The following is an 18,377-nucleotide window of genomic DNA, read 5'->3' as shown; positions in this document are numbered from 1 at the left end:
GACTACTTCTTCTCGCCGCCTGGCACGCCATGGGCGATGCGCTTTTCATATTCCGGGTCATCCTCGGGTTTGGCAAGCGCCGCCATGACGCGGGCGTGAATCTCCTCCAGCGTTTGCCGGAATTCCGGATAGGGAAGAATGTAAAGATCGTTCTTCTCAACGCCTTTGAGGACATATTCCGCAAGCCGCGCCGGCTTCATGCCGACTTCGATGACTTTTTTGAGATGCGCCATCACATTGGGGTCAGCGCCGTAATAGCCGGTGTTTTGCAAATGGGCCGGCCGCGTCAGCACAGCTTCGTGAATGTTGGTGTCGACCGCGCCGGGACACAACATTGAGACTTTGATGTTTGTGTCTTTCAGGTCCATGGAAAGGCATTCCGAATAACCCCGGATCGCCATCTTCGCCGTACAGTAAATGCCGGTGCCGGGCAGGGCGACGAAAGCCGACATGGATGCGGTGTTGGTGATGTGGCAATCATCGCCGCGCTCCAGCATGCGCGGCAGGAAAGTCTGCACGCCGTTGATGACGCCCATCAGGTTGACGTCGAGCTGCCACTTCCAGTCATCAAGCGTCGCCTGTTGCAACGGTCCGAAGATCGAAACCCCGGCTGTATTGAAAAGCAGCTGTACCGGGCCGAGCTTGGCTTCAACGTCATCCGCCGCGCGCCCATAGGCTTCCGGATCAGTGATATCGAGATGGACGGGCATCGCGTCGACGCCCATTTTCGCGAGCGCTTCAACGGCGCTTTTCAAATGATCTTCGCGAATGTCTGCGATTGCGATCTTGCATCCGGCCTTGCCGAAGACTTCCGCCTGACCGAGGCCCACTCCCGACCCGCCGCCGGTGATGAAAGCGACTTTGCCTTTTACGTCCGTCACATCTGTCTCCTTTTATTCTTATTCTGCGAGGCCAAGCATGTTCCGGGCTTCGCCGGCGCTCGCGACGTCGCGGCCAAGACGCTCGATCAACTCTGCGCCCCAGTGAACCAGATCCGCGTTGGAATCCGCCTTGCGGCCGCGGCGCAGATAAATCGTGTCTTCGAAACCGACTCGCATATTGCCGCCCAGGAGAACCGCCTGCGCCGCCATGGGGAATGAGTGGCGGCTGACGCCGAAGCCGGTCCACACCGCGCCGCGCGGGATCTGGTTTTTCGAATATGTCATCGCTTCTGTCGTCGCCGGGAGGCCGTATTTCGTGCCGAGCACGAAAGAGAAGGGAGAATTTTTCGGGATCGCGCCTTTTTCCATGAGGTCATCGGCGAAAACGAAATCGCCTGCTTCAAAGCATTCGATTTCAGGAAGAACGCCGGCGTCCTGAATCATGTGCCCCATGCGGGTGATCATGGGATCGAGATTGATGGCGACGCCGCCCCAGAGCTGCATGGTGCAAATATCGAGCGTGCACATGTCGGGCTTCAGATCGAGAATATGTTCAAGCCGCTTTTCGGCGGTGAACATCAGTGTTCCTTTTTCCGCCGGCGCCGGCATTTTCGGGTCTTCGTCGCTCTGCATCCAGGTGCAGCCGGGCCCCGTGGTGATGTTGAAAATCACCTCATTGTTCTTCTCGCGGATGAGCGATGCGACCTCTTGATAATGTTCAAGCTCGGTCGAAATGCCGCCGGTTTCCGGATTGCGTACATGGATATGGAGGATTGAGGCCCCGGCTTCCGCTGCGGCGAGCCCGGCGTCCGCAATCTCGCGCGGCTTCACCGGGAAATTCGGGTGGTCGGGCAAGGGCGACGAGCCCGTCAGCGCGCAGGTGATGATGACTTTTCCGCTCATGGATTTTCCCTTCTTTTCGGCGTCGATTTCGCCCTTGGTCGCAATATGAATCTCAATTCATCTGGTCGAGGAGTACTATTACCGGTAATACGATAATATATGCAGCAAAACCGCTCTGAATTAGCCCGCTTTCTGAGAAGCGCCCGAAACCGCCTCAACCCGGCGGATTTTGGCATTGCGGCCACCGGCCGGCGGCGCACGCCTGGGTTGCGGCGCGAAGAGGTGGCGACACTCGCTGGCATTAGTCTCACTTGGTACACATGGTTCGAACAGGGCCGTGATATCCGGCCTTCCGCTGAAGTGCTCGACAATCTGAGCGTCGTCTTGCGGCTGGATGAGAAGGAACGGGCTTTTCTGTTCCATATGGCGCAGGGGCGCCCGCCGCCGCTCGCGCCCGATGTTCATGAGACTCTCAGTTCCGGCGTCCGGCTCGCACTCGACACAGTGGGCGTGCCGGCGATCGTGATCAATGAAAACTGGTCCGTCATCGGATGGAACAATCTCTACGCCCATATCCTGCGTGACTACGGCGCCGTGCCAGCCGATGACCGCAACATGCTGCGCGTTCTCCTGCTCTCGGAGCGTTATCAGGAAGACGAAGACGAATTCAAAAAGATGGTGAAACGGCTGACGGCGAAACTGCGCTGGGATTACAGCCGCTCAAAAGATCCCACCTATTTCGACAAGCTGATTGCTGAGATGCGTGCGCAATGTCCGGCCTTCGATCAATACTGGCAGGGCACTGAAATCACGGACAGCTTTGAAGCGTCGCACTCAGTGAAATATGAAGGTCTTGGCCGGATTGATTTTCACCACACTTCTTACGCCATTGAAGGCGTTCTCGGTCAGCGCATGGTGTTGTTCTCGCCGGAAAATGACGACAGCAGAACGCGTTTGGCGCAGGTCAAGGACGCATTAAAAAAAGAGTTCGGTTATGTCTGAGCATGCAGGCGTTCAACGCAAAAGTTTTGTCTCATACGCTGCGAGTGCGAAGAGCCAGCAAGCGCTGCAAATCAACATGTTAGCACCGATAACAGTTTTCGCTTTTCATTGCTTATGGAAGCGCGCCCCGGAAAGTATTTCCGGATTTCATAGCCTATAGCACGGGTCAAACTGACAGTAGTCAAAACTTAAGGGAGCAGTACTCGATGACGTCGAAAAACCTTGAAGAAGCCATGAAAGCGGCAGGTGGGCCGGTCACCATGCTCCGCAATTCGCAGGCCGGTCCAAATGTTTATCCTGGCGTTCCGCCGGAATACACTAACTGGCGCGATGAACAGCGCGGTTGGCAGGAGACATGCGTTCTCTTCAATCAGTCCTATCACATGGCTGATCTCGCTGTGGAAGGGCCGGGCGCTTTTGATTTCCTGAACTACCTTGGCATCAACACGTTCAAGAACTTCACCGTCAACAAAGCGAAGCAATTTGTTCCGGTGACGCCAGACGGCTACGTGATTGGCGACGTCATTCTTTTTTATCTTGCAGAAAACAAGTTCAATCTTGTGGGCCGTATCCCGACCCTGAACTGGATCATGTTCCACGCCGAAACCGGCAAGTGGGACGTAAAGGTCGATCTTGATGAGCGCACCGCGATGCGCAAAGATCAGTCCCGCCGCAAAGCCTACCGCTTCCAGGTGCAGGGCCCGAACGCCATGGCTACCATGGAAAAAGCGCTCGGCCAGAAGCCGCCGGAACTGAAATTCTTCAACATGACGACGCTGAAGATTGCGGGCAAAGATGTCGGCGCGCTGCGTCACGGTATGGCCGGTCAGCCGGGCTTTGAACTTTATGGTCCGTGGGATGATGGCGAAGCCGTGCGTCAGGCGCTGATCAAAGCGGGCGAAGAATTCGGTCTCAAGCTTGTGGGCGGTCGCGCATATTCTTCCAACACCTTGGAATCTGGCTGGGTGCCGTCGCCGCTGCCGGCTGTCTATTCCGGCGACAGCCTGAAAGACTATCGCCAGTGGTTGCCGGGTACGAGCTATGAAGCGAACGCCTCCATTGGCGGCAGCTTTGTCTCTGACAAGATCGAAGATTATTACTTTACGCCTTGGGATCTTTCCTATGGCGGCTTCGTCAAGTTTGATCACGACTTTATCGGCCGCGAAGCGCTCGAGAAGAAGCAGAACGATGATCACCGCATTAAAGTGACGCTGGCGCTCGATAGCGACGAAGTGCTTCAGTGCATCGGCTCGCAATTGCAAAAAGGCGAGCGCGCGAAATTCATGGAGTTCCCCTCTGCGGTTTACTCCATGCATCCGTTTGACCGCGTTATGGTCGGCGACGATGTGGCGGGCGTGTCGACCTGGGTCGGCTACTCTTCCAATGAGCGCAAAATGCTGACGCTTGCGATTCTCGATCCGAAATATGCGACGCCGGGCACCGAAGTTCGTTTCGTATGGGGCGAGGAAAATGGCGGCACGACCAAGCCGACGGTCGAACCGCATTCGCAAACATCGATCAAGGCGGTTGTCAGCCCGGTTCCTTATTCGGAAGTTGCGCGCACCAGCTACGCCGATGTGGATGGCTGGCGCGGCAAGCTTTAAACGCTGCGACACTCAGAATGTAGAAAACGCCGGCGAAAACGCCGGCGTTTTTTTGTGGCCTCGCTTCGCAGATGCACACACAGTCATTCTTGCTTGCCGCGCTGCTGCGGCGCAGACTAGGCTTTCATTTTCTTTAAGCGCTTTGCGCGCAGATTTACTGGATGCGGCATGGCGACTCCCGAACACTCAACAGGCTCGGTTTCCAAAGTTCTCAATGATGCGCCGATGGGCGCGATGCAGGTCTTCATTATTATCCTCCTGGTGCTGCTCAATGCGCTGGATGGGTTTGATGTGCTCGCGATTACCTTTGCGGCGCCGGGAATCTCCGAAGACTGGTCAATCAGCCGGGCGGCTTTGGGCGCGGTCATCGCTGCAAATGTCATCGGCGCCGGAGCGTCGGTGTTTCTGGCGCCAATGGCGGACCGGATCGGCCGCCGGCCGACCGTGCTCGTCAGTCTTGTCATCATGACGATTGGAATGTTGCTCACCGCATGGGTCGACTCACTTGCGATGCTGACGGCTTGCCGGCTTTTGACCGGTCTTGGCGTTGGTTTGATGATACCGTCAATCACAGCCGTGGCGGCGGAGTTTTCCAACAACCGCCGCCGCGATCTCGCCGTCAGCGCCATGACCATCGGTTTTCCGTTGGGTGGTCTTGTTGGCGGCTTTGTCGCTGCCGATATCGTGGAAGCGGCGGGCTGGCGCGCGATCTTTACTGCGGGCGGGCTTGCGACCGCCGCTTTCATTCCTCTGGTCTGGTTTGCGCTGCCGGAGTCGCCGGAATATCTCGCGTCTCGCGGCGGGCCGGGCGCGCTTCAAAAAATCAACATCATCTTGAAACGTCTCGGTCATCCGCCTGTGGACGAGGCGCGGAGCCCAGAACTGAAAAAGGAAAGCGCCGACCCGCGCGAGCTGCTGGGCCCCGGCTTGCGCATGCTGACCGTGCTGCTTATCAGCGCCTATTTCCTGCACATCATGGCGTTTTATTTCTTTAGCGGCTGGACGCCGAAAATTCTCACCGATGCGGGCTATACGCAATCGGCCGCCATCGCCACATCGGCGATCACGTCGATGGGCGGTGTTGTTGGCGGCGTTCTGGTGGGACTGGCGTCCGCCTATCTCGGGCTCAAACGGCTGGCGGTGGCGTCCATGGTGGGGACGTCCATTTTGATGGCGGTGTTTGCGATGAATACGGGCGACCTCGCCATTTTGCGCATTCTCGCCTTCGCTCTTGGCGTTTTCATGATGGGCGGCATCGTCGGGCTGTATGCTTTTCTCGCGCGCGCATTTCCGGCGCGATTACGCGTCACCGGGTGTGCGCTCGCTGTCGCTATAGGGCGGGGCGGCGGCGTTGTCGGGCCGGTGCTCGGCGGGGTGCTTCTTGATGCAGGCATGAAAGCCAGCGCCGTTTTGATAGCGATTGGCGCAACCGCCGCTTTGGGGGCGCTGTTTCTCTTACGGGTTCAACTGAGAGACAACGGCTAGCTTTTGCGCAATGCTTCAGGGCGTCTGAGGCAGTTCGGCAAGATCGATGACAATATCGGCGCTGGCCGGCAACCTGTCGAGGCAGTGGCGCGTGATGCGTTCGTAATGCTGAATGAAACGGGCGACTTCTTCGTCACTCATGATGTTCCTGGCGTCAGGGCGCGCGGCGCGCAGTTTTCGTTCCTGGCGCAGCCGGTTTTCGAAGACGCTTTCCATGCTGTGGACGCGCAGCATGATTAGACGATCAAGTCGGGAAAACAGATCCTTGTAATCCGTCTTGAGACGTTTGTTTACGTAACGCCGCCAGACGCCGTCCGGGTCTTCGTTGCGCTCCAAAGCATTGATCGGGTTTTCCAGCGCCGCATCATCCTGTGCGGCTGCGCCCACGCACCAGCCTTCAACCAGAATGACATCGACCGGGTCTGTAATCTTTCGGGTTTGCGCGCTGCGATCGTCGCTTCCCTTGTCAAAGACCGGAGTTGTGACGCTTTCTCCTGCTCGCAAGTCATCAATAGCCGCCGCCATGCTCACCGCATCATGTGTTCCGGGGACGCCGCGCGTCGCCAATAGGGGATGCACGTCCTCAGCAAGCTTTAACCGTGCGTGTTTTTGAAGATAGAAATCATCAAGCGACAAAACAGCCGTTTTAAGATTTTCTTCAGGCAGCAACGCATCAGCCAGAAAGGTGCAAAGGGTTGACTTGCCGCTGCCCTGGGCGCCGTTGACGCCCACAACAATGGGGCTTTCCTGTTGCGCGCGCCAGTTCGCAATCTGCGCAGCGAGCGGACGCCAGCGCTGTTCCACAATTTTTTTGTATGAAGCGGGAAGGCGCTCCCGGGCGATCAGCGCATCAATCCTGGTAGCGGCGCCTGTCATTGTCAGGCGATGCGATCGGGAAGCGGAGACCCGGATGCAAAGGCGTCCACATTCGCCGCCGCTCGAAGCCCCATGGCTTCGCGGGTTTCCACTGTGGCGCTACCGAGATGGGGCAAGAGCACTGCATTATCAAGCGCGAGCAACGATGGCGGAACCGCCGGTTCCGCAGGATAGACATCGAGCCCCGCCGCGGCGAGCGCGCCCGATTTCAACGCCGCCGCCAGTGCGTCGTGATCGATGACGCCGCCGCGCGCCGTGTTGATGAGGATGGCGCCCGGGTTCATGAAGGCGATTTCTTTTGCGCCGATCATATTCTTCGTTTCCGCGCCGCCGGGAACATGCAGTGAGATTACATCGCTCTGGCGCAAAAGCTCTTCCAGCGTCTCCATGCGTTTGGCGCTCAAATTCTTTTCAGTCTCGGCCGTAGTGGCGCTGCGGGAATAATAAAGAATCTTCATGCCGAAGCCATGATGGGCGCGATGGGCTGTGGCTTGCGCGATGCGGCCGAAACCGACAAGCCCCAGCGCCTTGCCGGACAGCTCCCGTCCTATCAGATGGGTCGGGCGCCAGCCGGTCCAGCGTCCGTCACGCAGCTCCCGCTCGCCTTCGCCGGCGCGCCGCGCCGTCATAAGTATCAGCGTCATGGCGAGATCGGCGGTGGCGTCGGTCAGAACGCCCGGCGTGTTCGTCACTGCGATCTTCGCCTTCTTGCATGCGTCGATATGGATATGGTCGAAACCGACGCCGAAATTGGCGAGAAGGCGTGTGCGCCTGGGCGATGAGCCGATGACGCTTGTGTCGATATTGTCGGAGACTGTTGGGCAAATGACGTCATAGGCGTCGAACGCCTGCGCCAGCGCATCCGCTGACATGAGCGTGTCTTCGGGATTAAACGTCACGTCATAGCGTTCGGCGAGATAGCTTTCCGCAGCTTCAGGCCACCGGCGCGTCAGAAGTACGCGCAGCCGATCCGACGTCATGATTTTAACTCCATCATGACTCTGCTTTAGCGGATTCGATATCCTCCCGCACGGTGCGGGAGGCGAGATAGTAATGAACGCCGGACCAGATGTTGAACAGGGCGACCGCCACCAGCGCATAGCGCAGTGCGTTTTCCTGAAAGGCGGGGACAAGCGCGTCCGATATTATGCCGGCGATGAGGGGCCCGATCCCCAATCCGATCATCGTCTGAATAAACAGAAGAAGCGAGGCGGCGAGGGCCCGGTTGCTGGCCGGCACCAAGGCTTGCGCCATAGCAAAGGAGGGCCCGAAGAAAACGGAGGCGAAGAATGCGTTGATGGCGAAACCGGCCATGACGAAATTCGGGTCGGGGTGAAGGTAGCTCAGGAACTGGAATGGCACGCCGATGAGAACCGACGCCCCCGGGACCAGCATATAAAAGCGCTCATCATTATACTTTTGGGAGAGCCGGTCCGACAAAAACCCGCCAAAGAACGTCCCGAAGGCGCCGACAAGCGCGAAGGATGCGAACCATGTGCCGACCTGGCTCGTGGTCATGCTGTGAGTTTGAACGAGAAACACGGAATTGAAATTCCCAGCGCCGTACCAGACGAGGGCGTGCATGGCGGCGGCGAGCCCCATATGGAGGAAAGCCGGACGTTTGGTTACAAGTTTGAGCGCAGAAAGCGGGTTGTAATTTTTTCCCGATGTCGGCGCGGCGCGCTTGGGCTCCTTGACCGTGAAGGCAACGAGAAAGGCGACGATAAGTCCCGGCAGGCCCGCGACGATAAATGTCGTGCGCCACCCCCACCAGTCATTGCCGTGGCCGCCGAGGTAAAGTCCGATCATCCCTCCGATCGGAACGCCGAGCGCATAAATTGAAAGCGCGGTGCCGCGCTTTTTCAATGAGAAATAATCGGAGATGAGTGAATGAGAGGGGGGCGATCCGCCGGCTTCGCCGATGGCGGTGCCGATGCGCGCTGCAAGCAGCATGGGAAAGTTTCGCGCAAGACCGCAAAAGGCGGTCATGATGCTCCAGAATGCAATCGATCCGCTCAATATCCATTTGCGGCTCGTGCGGTCGGCGAGACTGGCGATAGGAATGCCGCAGGTTGCATAAAAAAGCGCGAATGCGATTCCGCCGAGGAACCCAAGCTGTGTGTAGCTTAGGGAAAACTCCTCCTGGATGGCGGGCATAAGAATGTTGAGAATAGAGCGATCAAGTGCATTCACCACATAACCAAGAAACAGAATGAACAGCACATAATTTCGGTAAAGCGGCTTATAGGGTTCGACGGTCAAAGCGTCCGCCATGATTTCCTCCCTGGGCAGGGCTGGCTTCCCTCAATGTTGTATTTTTCAAGCCGTTGCTTTGACGGCCATTTTTTCTCTCCAGCCAGGCAAATCCTTTCGCAAAGAGCGATTGATTGCAAGAACATTAGGATTCTAATCTTTTAGCAAAGACAAGAACACGTCAGGGAGCAAAACGCAGATATGGCTGAGCGCAATCAGAAAAGCTGGCGCGATTTTGATCGCAGCGCCGGCTATCGTCATATCGAGGTCATGCCGCTAAACGGCGCCGTCGCCGCAGAGGTGAGAGGCGCTGATCTTACAAAGCCGCTTCCTGTGGAAGTGTGGAGCGAGATAGAAAGAGCGTTTGCGGAAAACGTTGTGATCTATTTCCGCGGTCAAAAAGGGTTTTCTCGCGAAGACCATCTCAGCTTTGCGCAACATTTTGGACCCTTGCAGAAGATCCCTCACATTTTCAGCGTAGATGATTATCCGGATGTTCAGATTGTAGAGCGTCTGGCGGATGACAAGCGCCGGGTTGTGGGCGAGGGATTTCACAACGATTCAACATTTATGGCGACGCCGCCGACAACTGTCACCATGCATGCGATTGATGTGCCTGATTTTGGCGGCGATACCGCATTCGCCAATCTTTATCTTGCTTATGAAACGCTTTCTCCGGCGATGCAGAAATTCTGTGAGACGCTTATAGGCGTGAACAGCGCAACCGCGCTTTTCGGCAGCGGCGCCGGCGACAAGAATGTGATGATGAAAGATATGAAGGCCGAGGAAGGAGACCAGGAAGTTGAGCATCCCATCGTGAGCGTACATCCGCGAACGGGCCTCAAGCACCTCTTTTTCAATCTTATCTATACACGCCGCTTAAAAGGCTTTTCGGAAAAAGAAAGCCGGCTGATCCTGAATTTTCTGCAGGAGCATGTGTCGTCTATGGCGTTTACGGGCCGGGTGCGCTGGGAAAATGATACAGTCCTGATCTGGGATAACTGGGCGGCGCATCACAGTGCGATTGCCGATTACCCGGGTAAATACAGATATATGGAGCGCGTCACGACAGGCGGATTGAAGCTGACGGGCGCGCAGTAGGAAGCGAGAATGAAAATGGACGTGAAAGTTGAAAAAGCCCATCCGTTATTCGGCGCCATTGTCACCGGCATCGACCTTTCAAAATCGCCAACCGAAGAAACCGTGAAGTGTGTTGAAGACCTGATGGCGGAATACGCCGTCATCTGTATTCGCGGTTCAAAAGCGACTGACGGCGAGCACATAACCTTCAGCCGCGCCTTCGGCCCTTTGGAGTTGCCGCCGGACATGAAGATCAAAAGCGGGTTCAAACCGCGCATCGGCCATGGGCTTTACGACGCCTCCAATCTCGATGTTGAAGGCAACATTGTCATCAAGGACTCACCTCGCCACAAATATTCCAAGGGCAACGAACTCTTTCATGCGGACAGCACCTTCAACTCTCTACCGACAAAATGGTCGTTGCTTCTCGCCCATGTCGTCCCGCCTGAAGGGGGAGATACACAGTTTATCGACACCCGCGCCGTTTATGATGCATTACCCGATGAGCTGCGGAATAAAATAGACGGCCTTACAGCCGAACATAATCTCTGGCATTCGCGCGCCCGCGGTGGGTTCACGACCGTCACGGACGAAATGAAAAAGGCGATGCCGCCTGTGCGTCATTCCGTGGTTCGGAAATCGGCGAACGGGCGCAAGGCGATTTATCTGGGCGCCCATGCTGCAAATATTGTCGGCATGCCCCCTGAAGAAGGACTGGCTCTTATCGACGAGATCAATGCCTTTGCAGCTCAACCGCATTTTATCTACGCCCATAAGTGGCAGGACGGCGATCTTGTGATCTGGGATAACCGTTGCACCCTGCACCGTGCGACGGCGTTTGAAGATCAGAAATACAAGCGCGACATGCGCCGCACGACCATCAACGAATATGGACCGGAAGTCGCTTCGACATCACTCGCTTCTTGAGCGGCATGAGCCGCAAGCGTCGTTTTCTGGCGCTTGTGAAGCGGTTCTCATTCAACTTTGCCGAAAAGCTGTTTCAAATTTTTCGCCAACTGTCTTTTGTTCGTGCCTTGCCGATCATTACTAATCGGCAAGGCGTCGCCGCATAAGGCGCAGCCGGACAATTGCAATTGTCCGCTTAAATCGATTTTAAGTGCGCGCTGAATATACCGGAAATTGATGTGGCATCTGAATAAAATGCCGCTCAAAGTTTACGGGGCGCACATATGAAACTTCATTCGACATTCGGTTTGACCATCATAACCGTTTTGGCGGCTTTGTTTTCGTCGGCGGCCTATGCGCAAACGGCCGTCGCCGACCCGCAAGGCTCCGGTCCGATTGTCGCCGCGCTTGACTGGCTGCAGGGGAGCCTTCTTGGCAATGTGGCGACAACCGCTGCGGTGATCGCGGTCGCTGCTGTCGGTTTCATGATGCTCACCGGTCGCCTGAATTGGCGTTACGGCATTACGGTTGTCGTCGGTTGTTTCATCCTCTTTGGCGCGACGTCGATTGTCGCCGGCATCCGTGCTGCGGCGGGAGGGTGAGCCATGGAAACGCTCCAGACAGCGCCGGTTTTTCGTGCGCTGACCCAGCCGCAAATGTTTGCGGGCGTCACTTATAGTTTCTTTGTCATCAACCTTGTTGTGACAACAGAGATCTTTTTGATTACCCGTTCGGGTTGGTCGCTTCTCGCCGCCTTAGTGATTCACGCTGGCGGCTATCTCGCCTGTCTTTACGATCCGCGGATTTTTGACTTGTGGATTACGAAGGTGAGCCGCTGCCCGCGTGTGCGCAATCACGCCTTCTGGCGCTGCAACAGTTATGCGCCGTGAGGCCCCAGAATGGGAAAACATGTGCAACATAAATCCGTCACGCGCCTTGCGCGCCGCGAGGAGAAAGCAGGCGCGCGGCTGCCCTATCGGCGTCATTTGGACGATGTGACATTATTGTTGCGCGATGGCGGGCTGATGCAGACGCTTCACATCTCGGGGTTTCCTTTTGAAACGTCCGATAGCGAAGAGCTGAACCATCGTCAGGCTGTGCGCGATGTCATGCTTCGAAGCATCAACAATCATCAATTTACCCTGCATCATCACATTGTTCGCCGCCGGGTGTCTGCATCGCTCGACGGCGGCTTTCCCGACCCCGTGAGCGGCGGCATCGATCGCTTGTGGCAGGCGCGCCTTGGCAGACGCAGGCTTTTCGTCAATGAGCTTTTCCTGACGCTCGTTTACCGACCGAAATCGGGTAAGCGCGGGCTTTTAACGCGCCTTTCCGCCCGGCGCGCGACACAGAATGCGCAACTGGGGCAGGCGGTGAAGGCGCTCAACGGCGCGCGTGAAAGTCTTATGGCTTCCCTCAGGCCTTATGGCGCGCGGGTGCTGCAACGCTATGAAGAAGATGGCCGCCTTTATTCAGAGCCGCTCGCATTTTTGTCGCTTCTTTATAACGGAGAGTTGCAGCCGGTACTGGCGCCGGCGGAAGACTGCGGCAATTATATTCCTTACAAGCGCACTTCCTTTGGCGGGGATGCGCTGGAACAGCGCGGCGCCGGACAAAGCCCCTCCTCGCTCGCCGCCATTCTCTCCATCAAGGATTATCCGTCGGCCACAACGCCCGGCGTGATCGACAATCTCCTGCGCCTGCCTTTCGAACTTGTCGTTTCCGAAAGCTTTCACTTCGCCGACCGTCAGGCGGCGCAGGAGAGGATCGATCTTGCGTTACGGCGCCTGCGCGCCGCTGACGACGATACTGTCACGCTGAAACGTGGTTTGAAAACAGCAAAGGACGACGCGGCCTCAGGCGCGTCGGGTTTCGGTGAACATCATATGACCGTGATGGCGCGCGCTGACGATATGGAAGCGCTTGATCACGCCGCCGCTCAAACGCAAGCCGCGCTCGCCGATATCGGCGCTATCGCCGTGCGTGAGGACTTGAATCTCGAACCGGCTTTCTGGGCGCAGTTTCCCGGCAACGAAGCCTATATCGCCAGGCGGGCCATGATATCCACAGCGAATTTCGCCGGACTTTGCTCCATGCATGGCTTTCCGATTGGCGCAAGCGAGGACAATTTCTGGGGTGCGCCGGTGACGATTTTCGAAACGACGGCGTCAACGCCTTATTATTTCGATTTTCATGAGGGCGATCTCGGGAATTTTCTGATGATCGGTCCGTCCGGTTCGGGGAAGACGGTCTTTCTGAATTTTCTGCTGGCGCAGAGCCGCAAGCTCGATACGCGGATGATCTTCTTCGACAAGGATCGCGGTGCGGAAATATTTTTACGCGCCATTGGGGGGCATTACGATATTCTGCGTGAAGGAGAACCTTCCGGTCTCAATCCGCTCGCTATCGCCGATACGCCGGCAAACCGTGCATTCCTGCGCGCTTTTATCGCGCGTCTTGTCAGTGCGCCGGGCATGGAACTGACGCCGGAGGAGCGCAGCCTCATCGCCGACGCCGTCGACAGCAATTTCGAGCAGGACCCTTCCTTCCGGCGTCTGCGTTATTTTGTGGAGCTTTTGAGCGGCGCCAGCCGCAGCGCCGCCGGCGGGCTCGCGGCGCGCATGGCGCGCTGGCATGGGGCCGGTGAATATGCCTGGCTTTTCGATAATGCCGCAGACCATTTGCGCATCGACGCGCCGGTCATGGGGTTCGACATGACCGACATTCTCGATGCGTCGGATCTGCGAGGGCCCGCTATGATGTATCTCTTCCATCGCATCGGCCAGCGGCTTGACGGGAGCAGAACCGCCATTGTCATTGATGAAGGATGGAAAGCTCTTGATGATGAGGTCTTTTCCCGCCGCCTTAAGGACTGGCTCAAAACGATCCGCAAACGCAATGGTATTGTCGGCTTTGTGACGCAGTCGGCGCGCGATGCGCTCGACAGCCAGATTTCGGCGACCATCACGGAACAGACGGCGGCGCAGTTCTTCCTTCCCAATGCGCGGGCGCAGGAAAAAGAATATTGCGGTGGTTTTGGCCTGTCATCACATGAGTTCGATATTGTGAAATCATTGCCGGAACATTCGCGCTGCGTTCTTATAAAAAAAGGCGGGCATTCTGTTGTTGCGCGCCTCGATCTTTCCGACATGCCGGGCGTTCTCAAAATCCTCTCCGGGCGGGAGGAAAGCGTGCGCCTTGTCGACCGTTTGCGCTGCGAGCATGGTGATGATCCCGCCGCCTGGCTGCCGCCTTTTCTCGGGCGTGACGCCAAAGCCTTCGGTCTTAAGCAAGATGTATATCGGGAGGCGGCGGAATGACGGGTGATATTTGCGCGCCGCCTTCCGAGGGCATGATTGCGCCGCTGTTGAACCAAGTGGACTGCCAGATCGCCTCCTATGTGGAGACGACCTACGCGACCCTATTCGGGCCGTTCGGTTTCCTCGAGCCGGTGCTGACGGGCGCGCTCACTTTATATATAGGCTTTTACGGCTTTCAGCTGATCATGGGGCGCGGGGGGCTCAGCCTCTCCGGCCTTGCGCCGAAAATCCTGTTGATCGGGATGGTGCTCGCTTTCGCGACGCGCTGGGGGGCCTATCAGGCGATTTTTCTCAATCTCTTTTATGGCGGCGCGGATGAGATCGCCGCCATGATGCTGGGCGGCGGGCATGACAGCGTCTTCATGCGTCTCGATGCGGTGCTGAAAGAAATTATCCGCCTCGCCAATGAATGGAACATGGGCGCCATCAACCAGCCTGACGGGTTCGGCGCGGCTGCGACGGCGCAGCAAGCGATGCCGGAACCGTCACTGCCGAAATCGGCGGGCGCCGTAAATCTTTTATGGTTCAGCGCAATCACGCTGGCTTTGTCGACGGCGGGCGTCCTCATCATCGCCAAAATCCTGCTCGGCGTGTTGTTGGCTGTGGGGCCGCTGTTGATTTTGTCAGCGCTTTTTTCTGGAACGCGCGGCCTGTTCGAAGGCTGGCTCAAAACCCTGATGCTGTATGCGCTTGTCGCGGCGTTTGCGACGGCGCTGGCCGGCGGGTTGATGCAGCTCGCCGAACCCATGGTGATCGAGATTTCCGACATGCGCCGGTCAGGTCTTGCCGATCCGCAACCTGTCTTCGTGCTGGCGGTGACGGCGTTTATCTTTGCGCTGCTTATGGCGCAGGTTCTGCGCATGTGCGGCCGGCTTACGTCAGGCTGGCGGTTGCCGGCGGGGCAGATGCAACAAACTTCCACACAAGCGCAACCGGAACCGTCTGCGCCATCCTCAAGACCGTCAAATGACAACGCCCGTGTTGCGGACATGGTTGTTGCAGTGGAGCGAGGCGTCGGCGCGTCCCGCATGCGGACTGTCATTGAAGCGGCGCAGGGTTCGGCGCCGGCGGCGTCAGGCTTGGCGCCGCGCCGTACACGCCAGCTTCATCGCGGCTTTGGGGCTCCTTCGATGAAAGGAAAGTTTGCATGACGCGCTTTCTTTTCATATTGGTGGTTTTTGTCGGTGTTCTCTCGACAGCGGCGCAGGCGGATTCGCGCATCAAGACCCGCAGCTATGCGGAGAACAGAGTCTATGCGCTGACCGGCCATCTCGGATTTCAGACAGTCATTGAATTCAATGATGATGAGACCATCGAGAATGTGGCCATTGGCGATTCCGTCGCTTGGCAGGTGACGCCCAATCGCCGCGGCGATGTGATGATCCTCAAACCCATCGCCGAAGCGCCGCCAACTAACATGACCGTGGTGACAAGCCTGCGTCACTACATTTTTGAATTGCGCGTCAAAAAAGCGGCGGAGGCGAAACCGGGCGAGATGGTTTTCGTCCTGCGCTTCTCCTATCCCGGTGAACAACAGGCGCAGGAGGCGTTACAGGCTCAGGAAGCGAGCCTGATCGCAGCGCCGCCGTCGCCTGAAGAGCGTGCGGTTAATCGCCATTACACTTATGAAGGCGATCGCGAAATCCTGCCGGCGCAGGTTTTCGACGATGGCCGCGCCACTTACTTCCGCTGGGCGGAGGGTATGCCGGCGCCGGCGATCTTTCTTGTCGATGAGGATGAGAAGGAAAGCGTCATCAATCATGGCTTCGAAGACGGGTTTGTCGTGGTTGACCGTGTGGCGCGCGTCTTTTCCCTGAAACATGGCGGCTATGAAACACTGATTTACAATGACGGTTACACGCCCATTGATCCGGGGCCCGAGGCCCCGCTAGCGCGGGAGAAAAAGCGAGGCTTTTTCGGGCGCGTCTTCGGCGGCGACGCCGATGATGACAATGGGGAGGCAGGCTGATGTGGACAAAAGGCGGGCGCGACCCGCGGTCCGACATGCCCAAAAACGCGCTTGATGCGGCGAACGCCTACGCCATGCCGCGCGTTGCGGAAAACACCAGCGACCGCCTCACAGGCTTTCTCGGCGCAACGGTGCTGCTGATGCTGGGCCTGTTTGTCTTCAATCAGTTGAGTAAGGGGCGCGAGACCGCCTCCATTGACGCGATGATGGCGGAAACGCGCGCGCAGCTTTCAGTCGCGCAATCAGAAGCCGAACAGGCGCGGCGCGAAGCGGCGCAAGCGCAAGCGCAGGCGCGTCGCGCCGAACAGCGTGCAGCCGTGAAGACGACAACGCCGCCGCGCCAATCGGTTGCGCGGACCAGTGACGGGGCGCCGGGACAAGCCAATCTTCGCTCACCGGCCCTCGTGGTGGACAATAGCCGCGCCGGGACGGGCGGCGGCGGCGAAGCCGGCGATCCCGCAAGCGCTGTCGCGAATGCAGTAAATGGCTTGACCGCATCAGAAGTCTTTGCCCAGCGCGTCGGCGCCGCCGGTCCCGAAACCGTGCGCGCCACCATGATCGAAGACATGTCCCGCGTCGTGCCCCAGGGGACGATCGTTTCCGGCGTTCTTGAAACGGCAATCAATTCGGACTTGCCGGGATTCGCGCGCGCGATTGTGTCGGAAAATATCCGCAGCCTCGACAACCGTACGGTCCTGATACCGCGCGGCAGCCGGTTGATCGGACAATACCGCTCGGGGCTGGCGGTGGGGGAGTCACGCGCCTTTGTCATCTGGACGCGGCTTTTGACGCCAGACGGCGTTTCCATCGAACTCGCCTCGCCGGCCACTGACACGCTTGGCCGCGCCGGTCTTAGCGGCAAGGTCAACCGTCATTTCTTCCAGCGCTTCGGCTCGGCGATTCTTTTGTCGGTGATCGATGTGGGCGCCAGTGCGCTCATTTATGACAACAACTCAAGCATCGTCATCGGGTCGACGTCGGAAGCGCAGGCGGTTGCGGCGCAAGCCTTGTCGCAGCAAATCAACATCCCCCCGACGATCACAGTGAAGCAGGGAACGGAAATCCGGATTTTCCTTGCGCGTGATCTTTATTTTCCATCGCTTGCGGAGACGGGAGGGTTGCGGCCATGAGCAATGTAGAGCCGATCCCGGCGCCGGGGGAGCGTGACGTTTATCTCAAGTCATTCCTGAAACCTTTCGAATGCTGGCTCGATGATCCGGCTGTGACCGAAATCATGGTCAATCGCCCGGGCGAAGTCTGGATCGAGCGTCAGGAGGCAGGCGGTTTTGAACGGTTTGAGGATGCGGGCGTCAACGAGCTCTTGCTGCAACGGTTAGCCGTGCAGATCGCCCGCGTGAGCCATCAGGCGATAAACCGTGAACAGCCCTTGCTTGCGGCCTCGCTTCCAACAGGCGAGCGCATCCAGATTGCCGGACCGCCTGCGGCCGGGGAGCACTGGGCGCTTGCGATCCGCCGTCATGTGACGAGCGACCTGACGCTTTCGGACTTCGGCGGCAAGCAGAATTTTGCACATGTTGCGGTCGGGCGCGCCAGCGGTCTCAGTGAAACGGACCGGCGCCTCAAAGCGCTGCTCGATGCAGGGCGTATAGAGGAATTTTTGCGCAGCGCTGTGCGCGGCCGCAAGACGATGCTTGTTTCCGGCGGCACTTCTACGGGCAAGACAAGCCTCATGAACGCGCTCCTGGGCGAGATTGATGATAGTGAGCGCATCATCACCGTGGAAGACGCCGCTGAGTTGCGCCTGTCCCAGCCAAACCGCCTCAGCCTTTCCGCTGTGAAGGGCGAAATGGGCGAAGCGCGCATCAATATGATCGATCTTTTGGAGGCGGCGCTGCGGATGCGGCCCGACCGTATCATTCTGGGCGAGATCAGGGGTGTTGAGGCGGCCGCCTGGCTGCGCGCCATCAACACCGGTCACCCGGGATCGATTACGACAGTGCATGCGGACAGTCCTGAGGGCGCGCTCGAACAATTGTCGTTGATGACGATGCAAGCTGGCCTTCCGTTGAGCCGCGATGAAACTATCCGCTACATTAATTCAATTGTGGATATAATTATCCATGTCGCGCGGATTGACGGCGGACGCGTTATTGAACGCATTGTTTTTACTCCGGGCGAAGAAGCGTAAATACACATT

General features: G+C 57.8%; 18 protein-coding genes. 13 read left to right on the top strand and 5 right to left on the bottom strand.

Going from position 1 to position 18,377, the window contains the following annotated elements; genetic code table 11:
• Positions 1 to 2: 2 nt before the first annotated feature.
• Together ACFC5L_RS16050 and ACFC5L_RS16045 are read right to left on the bottom strand one after the other, a co-directional pair.
• Positions 3 to 881, bottom strand: a complete 879-nt coding sequence (locus ACFC5L_RS16050; RefSeq protein ID WP_375203368.1) for an SDR family NAD(P)-dependent oxidoreductase — start codon at positions 879 to 881, stop codon at positions 3 to 5.
• Between the two features lie 18 nt (positions 882 to 899).
• Positions 900 to 1,784 carry a BKACE family enzyme gene (locus tag ACFC5L_RS16045; protein WP_375203369.1) on the bottom strand — a complete coding sequence of 295 codons (885 nt, stop codon included), beginning with the start codon at positions 1,782 to 1,784 and terminating at the stop codon, positions 900 to 902.
• Between the two features lie 99 nt (positions 1,785 to 1,883).
• Here ACFC5L_RS16045 and ACFC5L_RS16040 point away from each other — a divergent pair, with 99 nt between their 5' ends.
• The 3 genes from ACFC5L_RS16040 to ACFC5L_RS16030 all read left to right on the top strand — a co-directional run bounded on the left by ACFC5L_RS16040 (position 1,884) and on the right by ACFC5L_RS16030 (position 5,815).
• On the top strand, positions 1,884 to 2,726 hold the full coding sequence (locus ACFC5L_RS16040; RefSeq protein WP_375203370.1) for a helix-turn-helix transcriptional regulator: 843 nt from the start codon (positions 1,884 to 1,886) through the stop codon (positions 2,724 to 2,726).
• 206 nt (positions 2,727 to 2,932) lie between these two features.
• Positions 2,933 to 4,330 (top strand): syringate O-demethylase, encoded by a 1,398-nt coding sequence (gene desA / locus ACFC5L_RS16035; protein ID WP_375203371.1) that lies wholly within the window; start codon positions 2,933 to 2,935, stop codon positions 4,328 to 4,330.
• Positions 4,331 to 4,498: 168 nt separating this feature from the next.
• Complete coding sequence (locus tag ACFC5L_RS16030; protein WP_375203372.1) at positions 4,499 to 5,815, top strand: MFS transporter; 1,317 nt, start codon at positions 4,499 to 4,501, stop codon at positions 5,813 to 5,815.
• Between the two features lie 15 nt (positions 5,816 to 5,830).
• Here the strand turns inward: ACFC5L_RS16030 and ACFC5L_RS16025 are convergent, their stop codons facing one another.
• The 3 genes from ACFC5L_RS16025 to ACFC5L_RS16015 are packed head-to-tail and all read right to left on the bottom strand — an operon-like array spanning position 5,831 to position 8,965.
• Positions 5,831 to 6,691, bottom strand: a complete 861-nt coding sequence (locus ACFC5L_RS16025) for a kinase (protein ID WP_375203373.1) — start codon at positions 6,689 to 6,691, stop codon at positions 5,831 to 5,833.
• A gap of 2 nt (positions 6,692 to 6,693) precedes the next feature.
• Positions 6,694 to 7,671, bottom strand: coding sequence for a 2-hydroxyacid dehydrogenase (locus tag ACFC5L_RS16020; protein ID WP_375203374.1), 978 nt, complete (start codon positions 7,669 to 7,671; stop codon positions 6,694 to 6,696).
• Between the two features lie 13 nt (positions 7,672 to 7,684).
• Positions 7,685 to 8,965 (bottom strand): spinster family MFS transporter, encoded by a 1,281-nt coding sequence (locus ACFC5L_RS16015; RefSeq protein ID WP_375203375.1) that lies wholly within the window; start codon positions 8,963 to 8,965, stop codon positions 7,685 to 7,687.
• Between the two features lie 180 nt (positions 8,966 to 9,145).
• Between ACFC5L_RS16015 and ACFC5L_RS16010 the strand changes: the two genes are divergently transcribed.
• From ACFC5L_RS16010 to virB11, 10 genes are all read left to right on the top strand, one after another.
• Positions 9,146 to 10,045, top strand: a complete 900-nt coding sequence (locus ACFC5L_RS16010) for a TauD/TfdA dioxygenase family protein (protein WP_375203376.1) — start codon at positions 9,146 to 9,148, stop codon at positions 10,043 to 10,045.
• Between the two features lie 9 nt (positions 10,046 to 10,054).
• Positions 10,055 to 10,951: a TauD/TfdA dioxygenase family protein gene (locus ACFC5L_RS16005; RefSeq protein ID WP_375203377.1), complete on the top strand. Its 897-nt coding sequence runs from the start codon at positions 10,055 to 10,057 to the stop codon at positions 10,949 to 10,951.
• A gap of 5 nt (positions 10,952 to 10,956) precedes the next feature.
• Positions 10,957 to 11,097: a hypothetical protein gene (locus ACFC5L_RS16000; RefSeq protein WP_375210777.1), complete on the top strand. Its 141-nt coding sequence runs from the start codon at positions 10,957 to 10,959 to the stop codon at positions 11,095 to 11,097.
• Between the two features lie 117 nt (positions 11,098 to 11,214).
• Positions 11,215 to 11,532, top strand: a complete 318-nt coding sequence (locus ACFC5L_RS15995) for a TrbC/VirB2 family protein (RefSeq protein ID WP_375203378.1) — start codon at positions 11,215 to 11,217, stop codon at positions 11,530 to 11,532.
• A gap of 3 nt (positions 11,533 to 11,535) precedes the next feature.
• Positions 11,536 to 11,820, top strand: a complete 285-nt coding sequence (locus tag ACFC5L_RS15990) for a type IV secretion system protein VirB3 (protein WP_375203379.1) — start codon at positions 11,536 to 11,538, stop codon at positions 11,818 to 11,820.
• Positions 11,821 to 11,829: 9 nt separating this feature from the next.
• Complete coding sequence (locus ACFC5L_RS15985) at positions 11,830 to 14,250, top strand: VirB4 family type IV secretion/conjugal transfer ATPase (protein WP_375203380.1); 2,421 nt, start codon at positions 11,830 to 11,832, stop codon at positions 14,248 to 14,250.
• The gene (locus ACFC5L_RS15980) at positions 14,247 to 15,401 is read left to right on the top strand and encodes a type IV secretion system protein (RefSeq protein WP_375203381.1); all 1,155 of its coding nucleotides are present in this window, start codon (positions 14,247 to 14,249) and stop codon (positions 15,399 to 15,401) included. Before ACFC5L_RS15985 ends, ACFC5L_RS15980 begins: the two co-directional genes overlap by 4 nt.
• On the top strand, positions 15,398 to 16,219 hold the full coding sequence (locus tag ACFC5L_RS15975) for a TrbG/VirB9 family P-type conjugative transfer protein (RefSeq protein WP_375203382.1): 822 nt from the start codon (positions 15,398 to 15,400) through the stop codon (positions 16,217 to 16,219). Before ACFC5L_RS15980 ends, ACFC5L_RS15975 begins: the two co-directional genes overlap by 4 nt.
• Positions 16,219 to 17,349 (top strand): type IV secretion system protein VirB10, encoded by a 1,131-nt coding sequence (virB10, locus tag ACFC5L_RS15970; RefSeq protein WP_375203383.1) that lies wholly within the window; start codon positions 16,219 to 16,221, stop codon positions 17,347 to 17,349. The genes ACFC5L_RS15975 and virB10 overlap by 1 nt, the downstream gene beginning before the upstream one ends.
• Positions 17,346 to 18,368, top strand: coding sequence for a P-type DNA transfer ATPase VirB11 (gene virB11 / locus ACFC5L_RS15965; protein WP_375203384.1), 1,023 nt, complete (start codon positions 17,346 to 17,348; stop codon positions 18,366 to 18,368). Before virB10 ends, virB11 begins: the two co-directional genes overlap by 4 nt.
• Positions 18,369 to 18,377 lie beyond the last annotated feature (9 nt).

Origin of the sequence: Hyphococcus sp., from assembly GCF_041986965.1 — a bacterium.
Lineage (GTDB): Bacteria > Pseudomonadota > Alphaproteobacteria > Caulobacterales > Parvularculaceae > Hyphococcus.
This window is presented reverse-complemented; position numbering and strand designations above follow the sequence as displayed.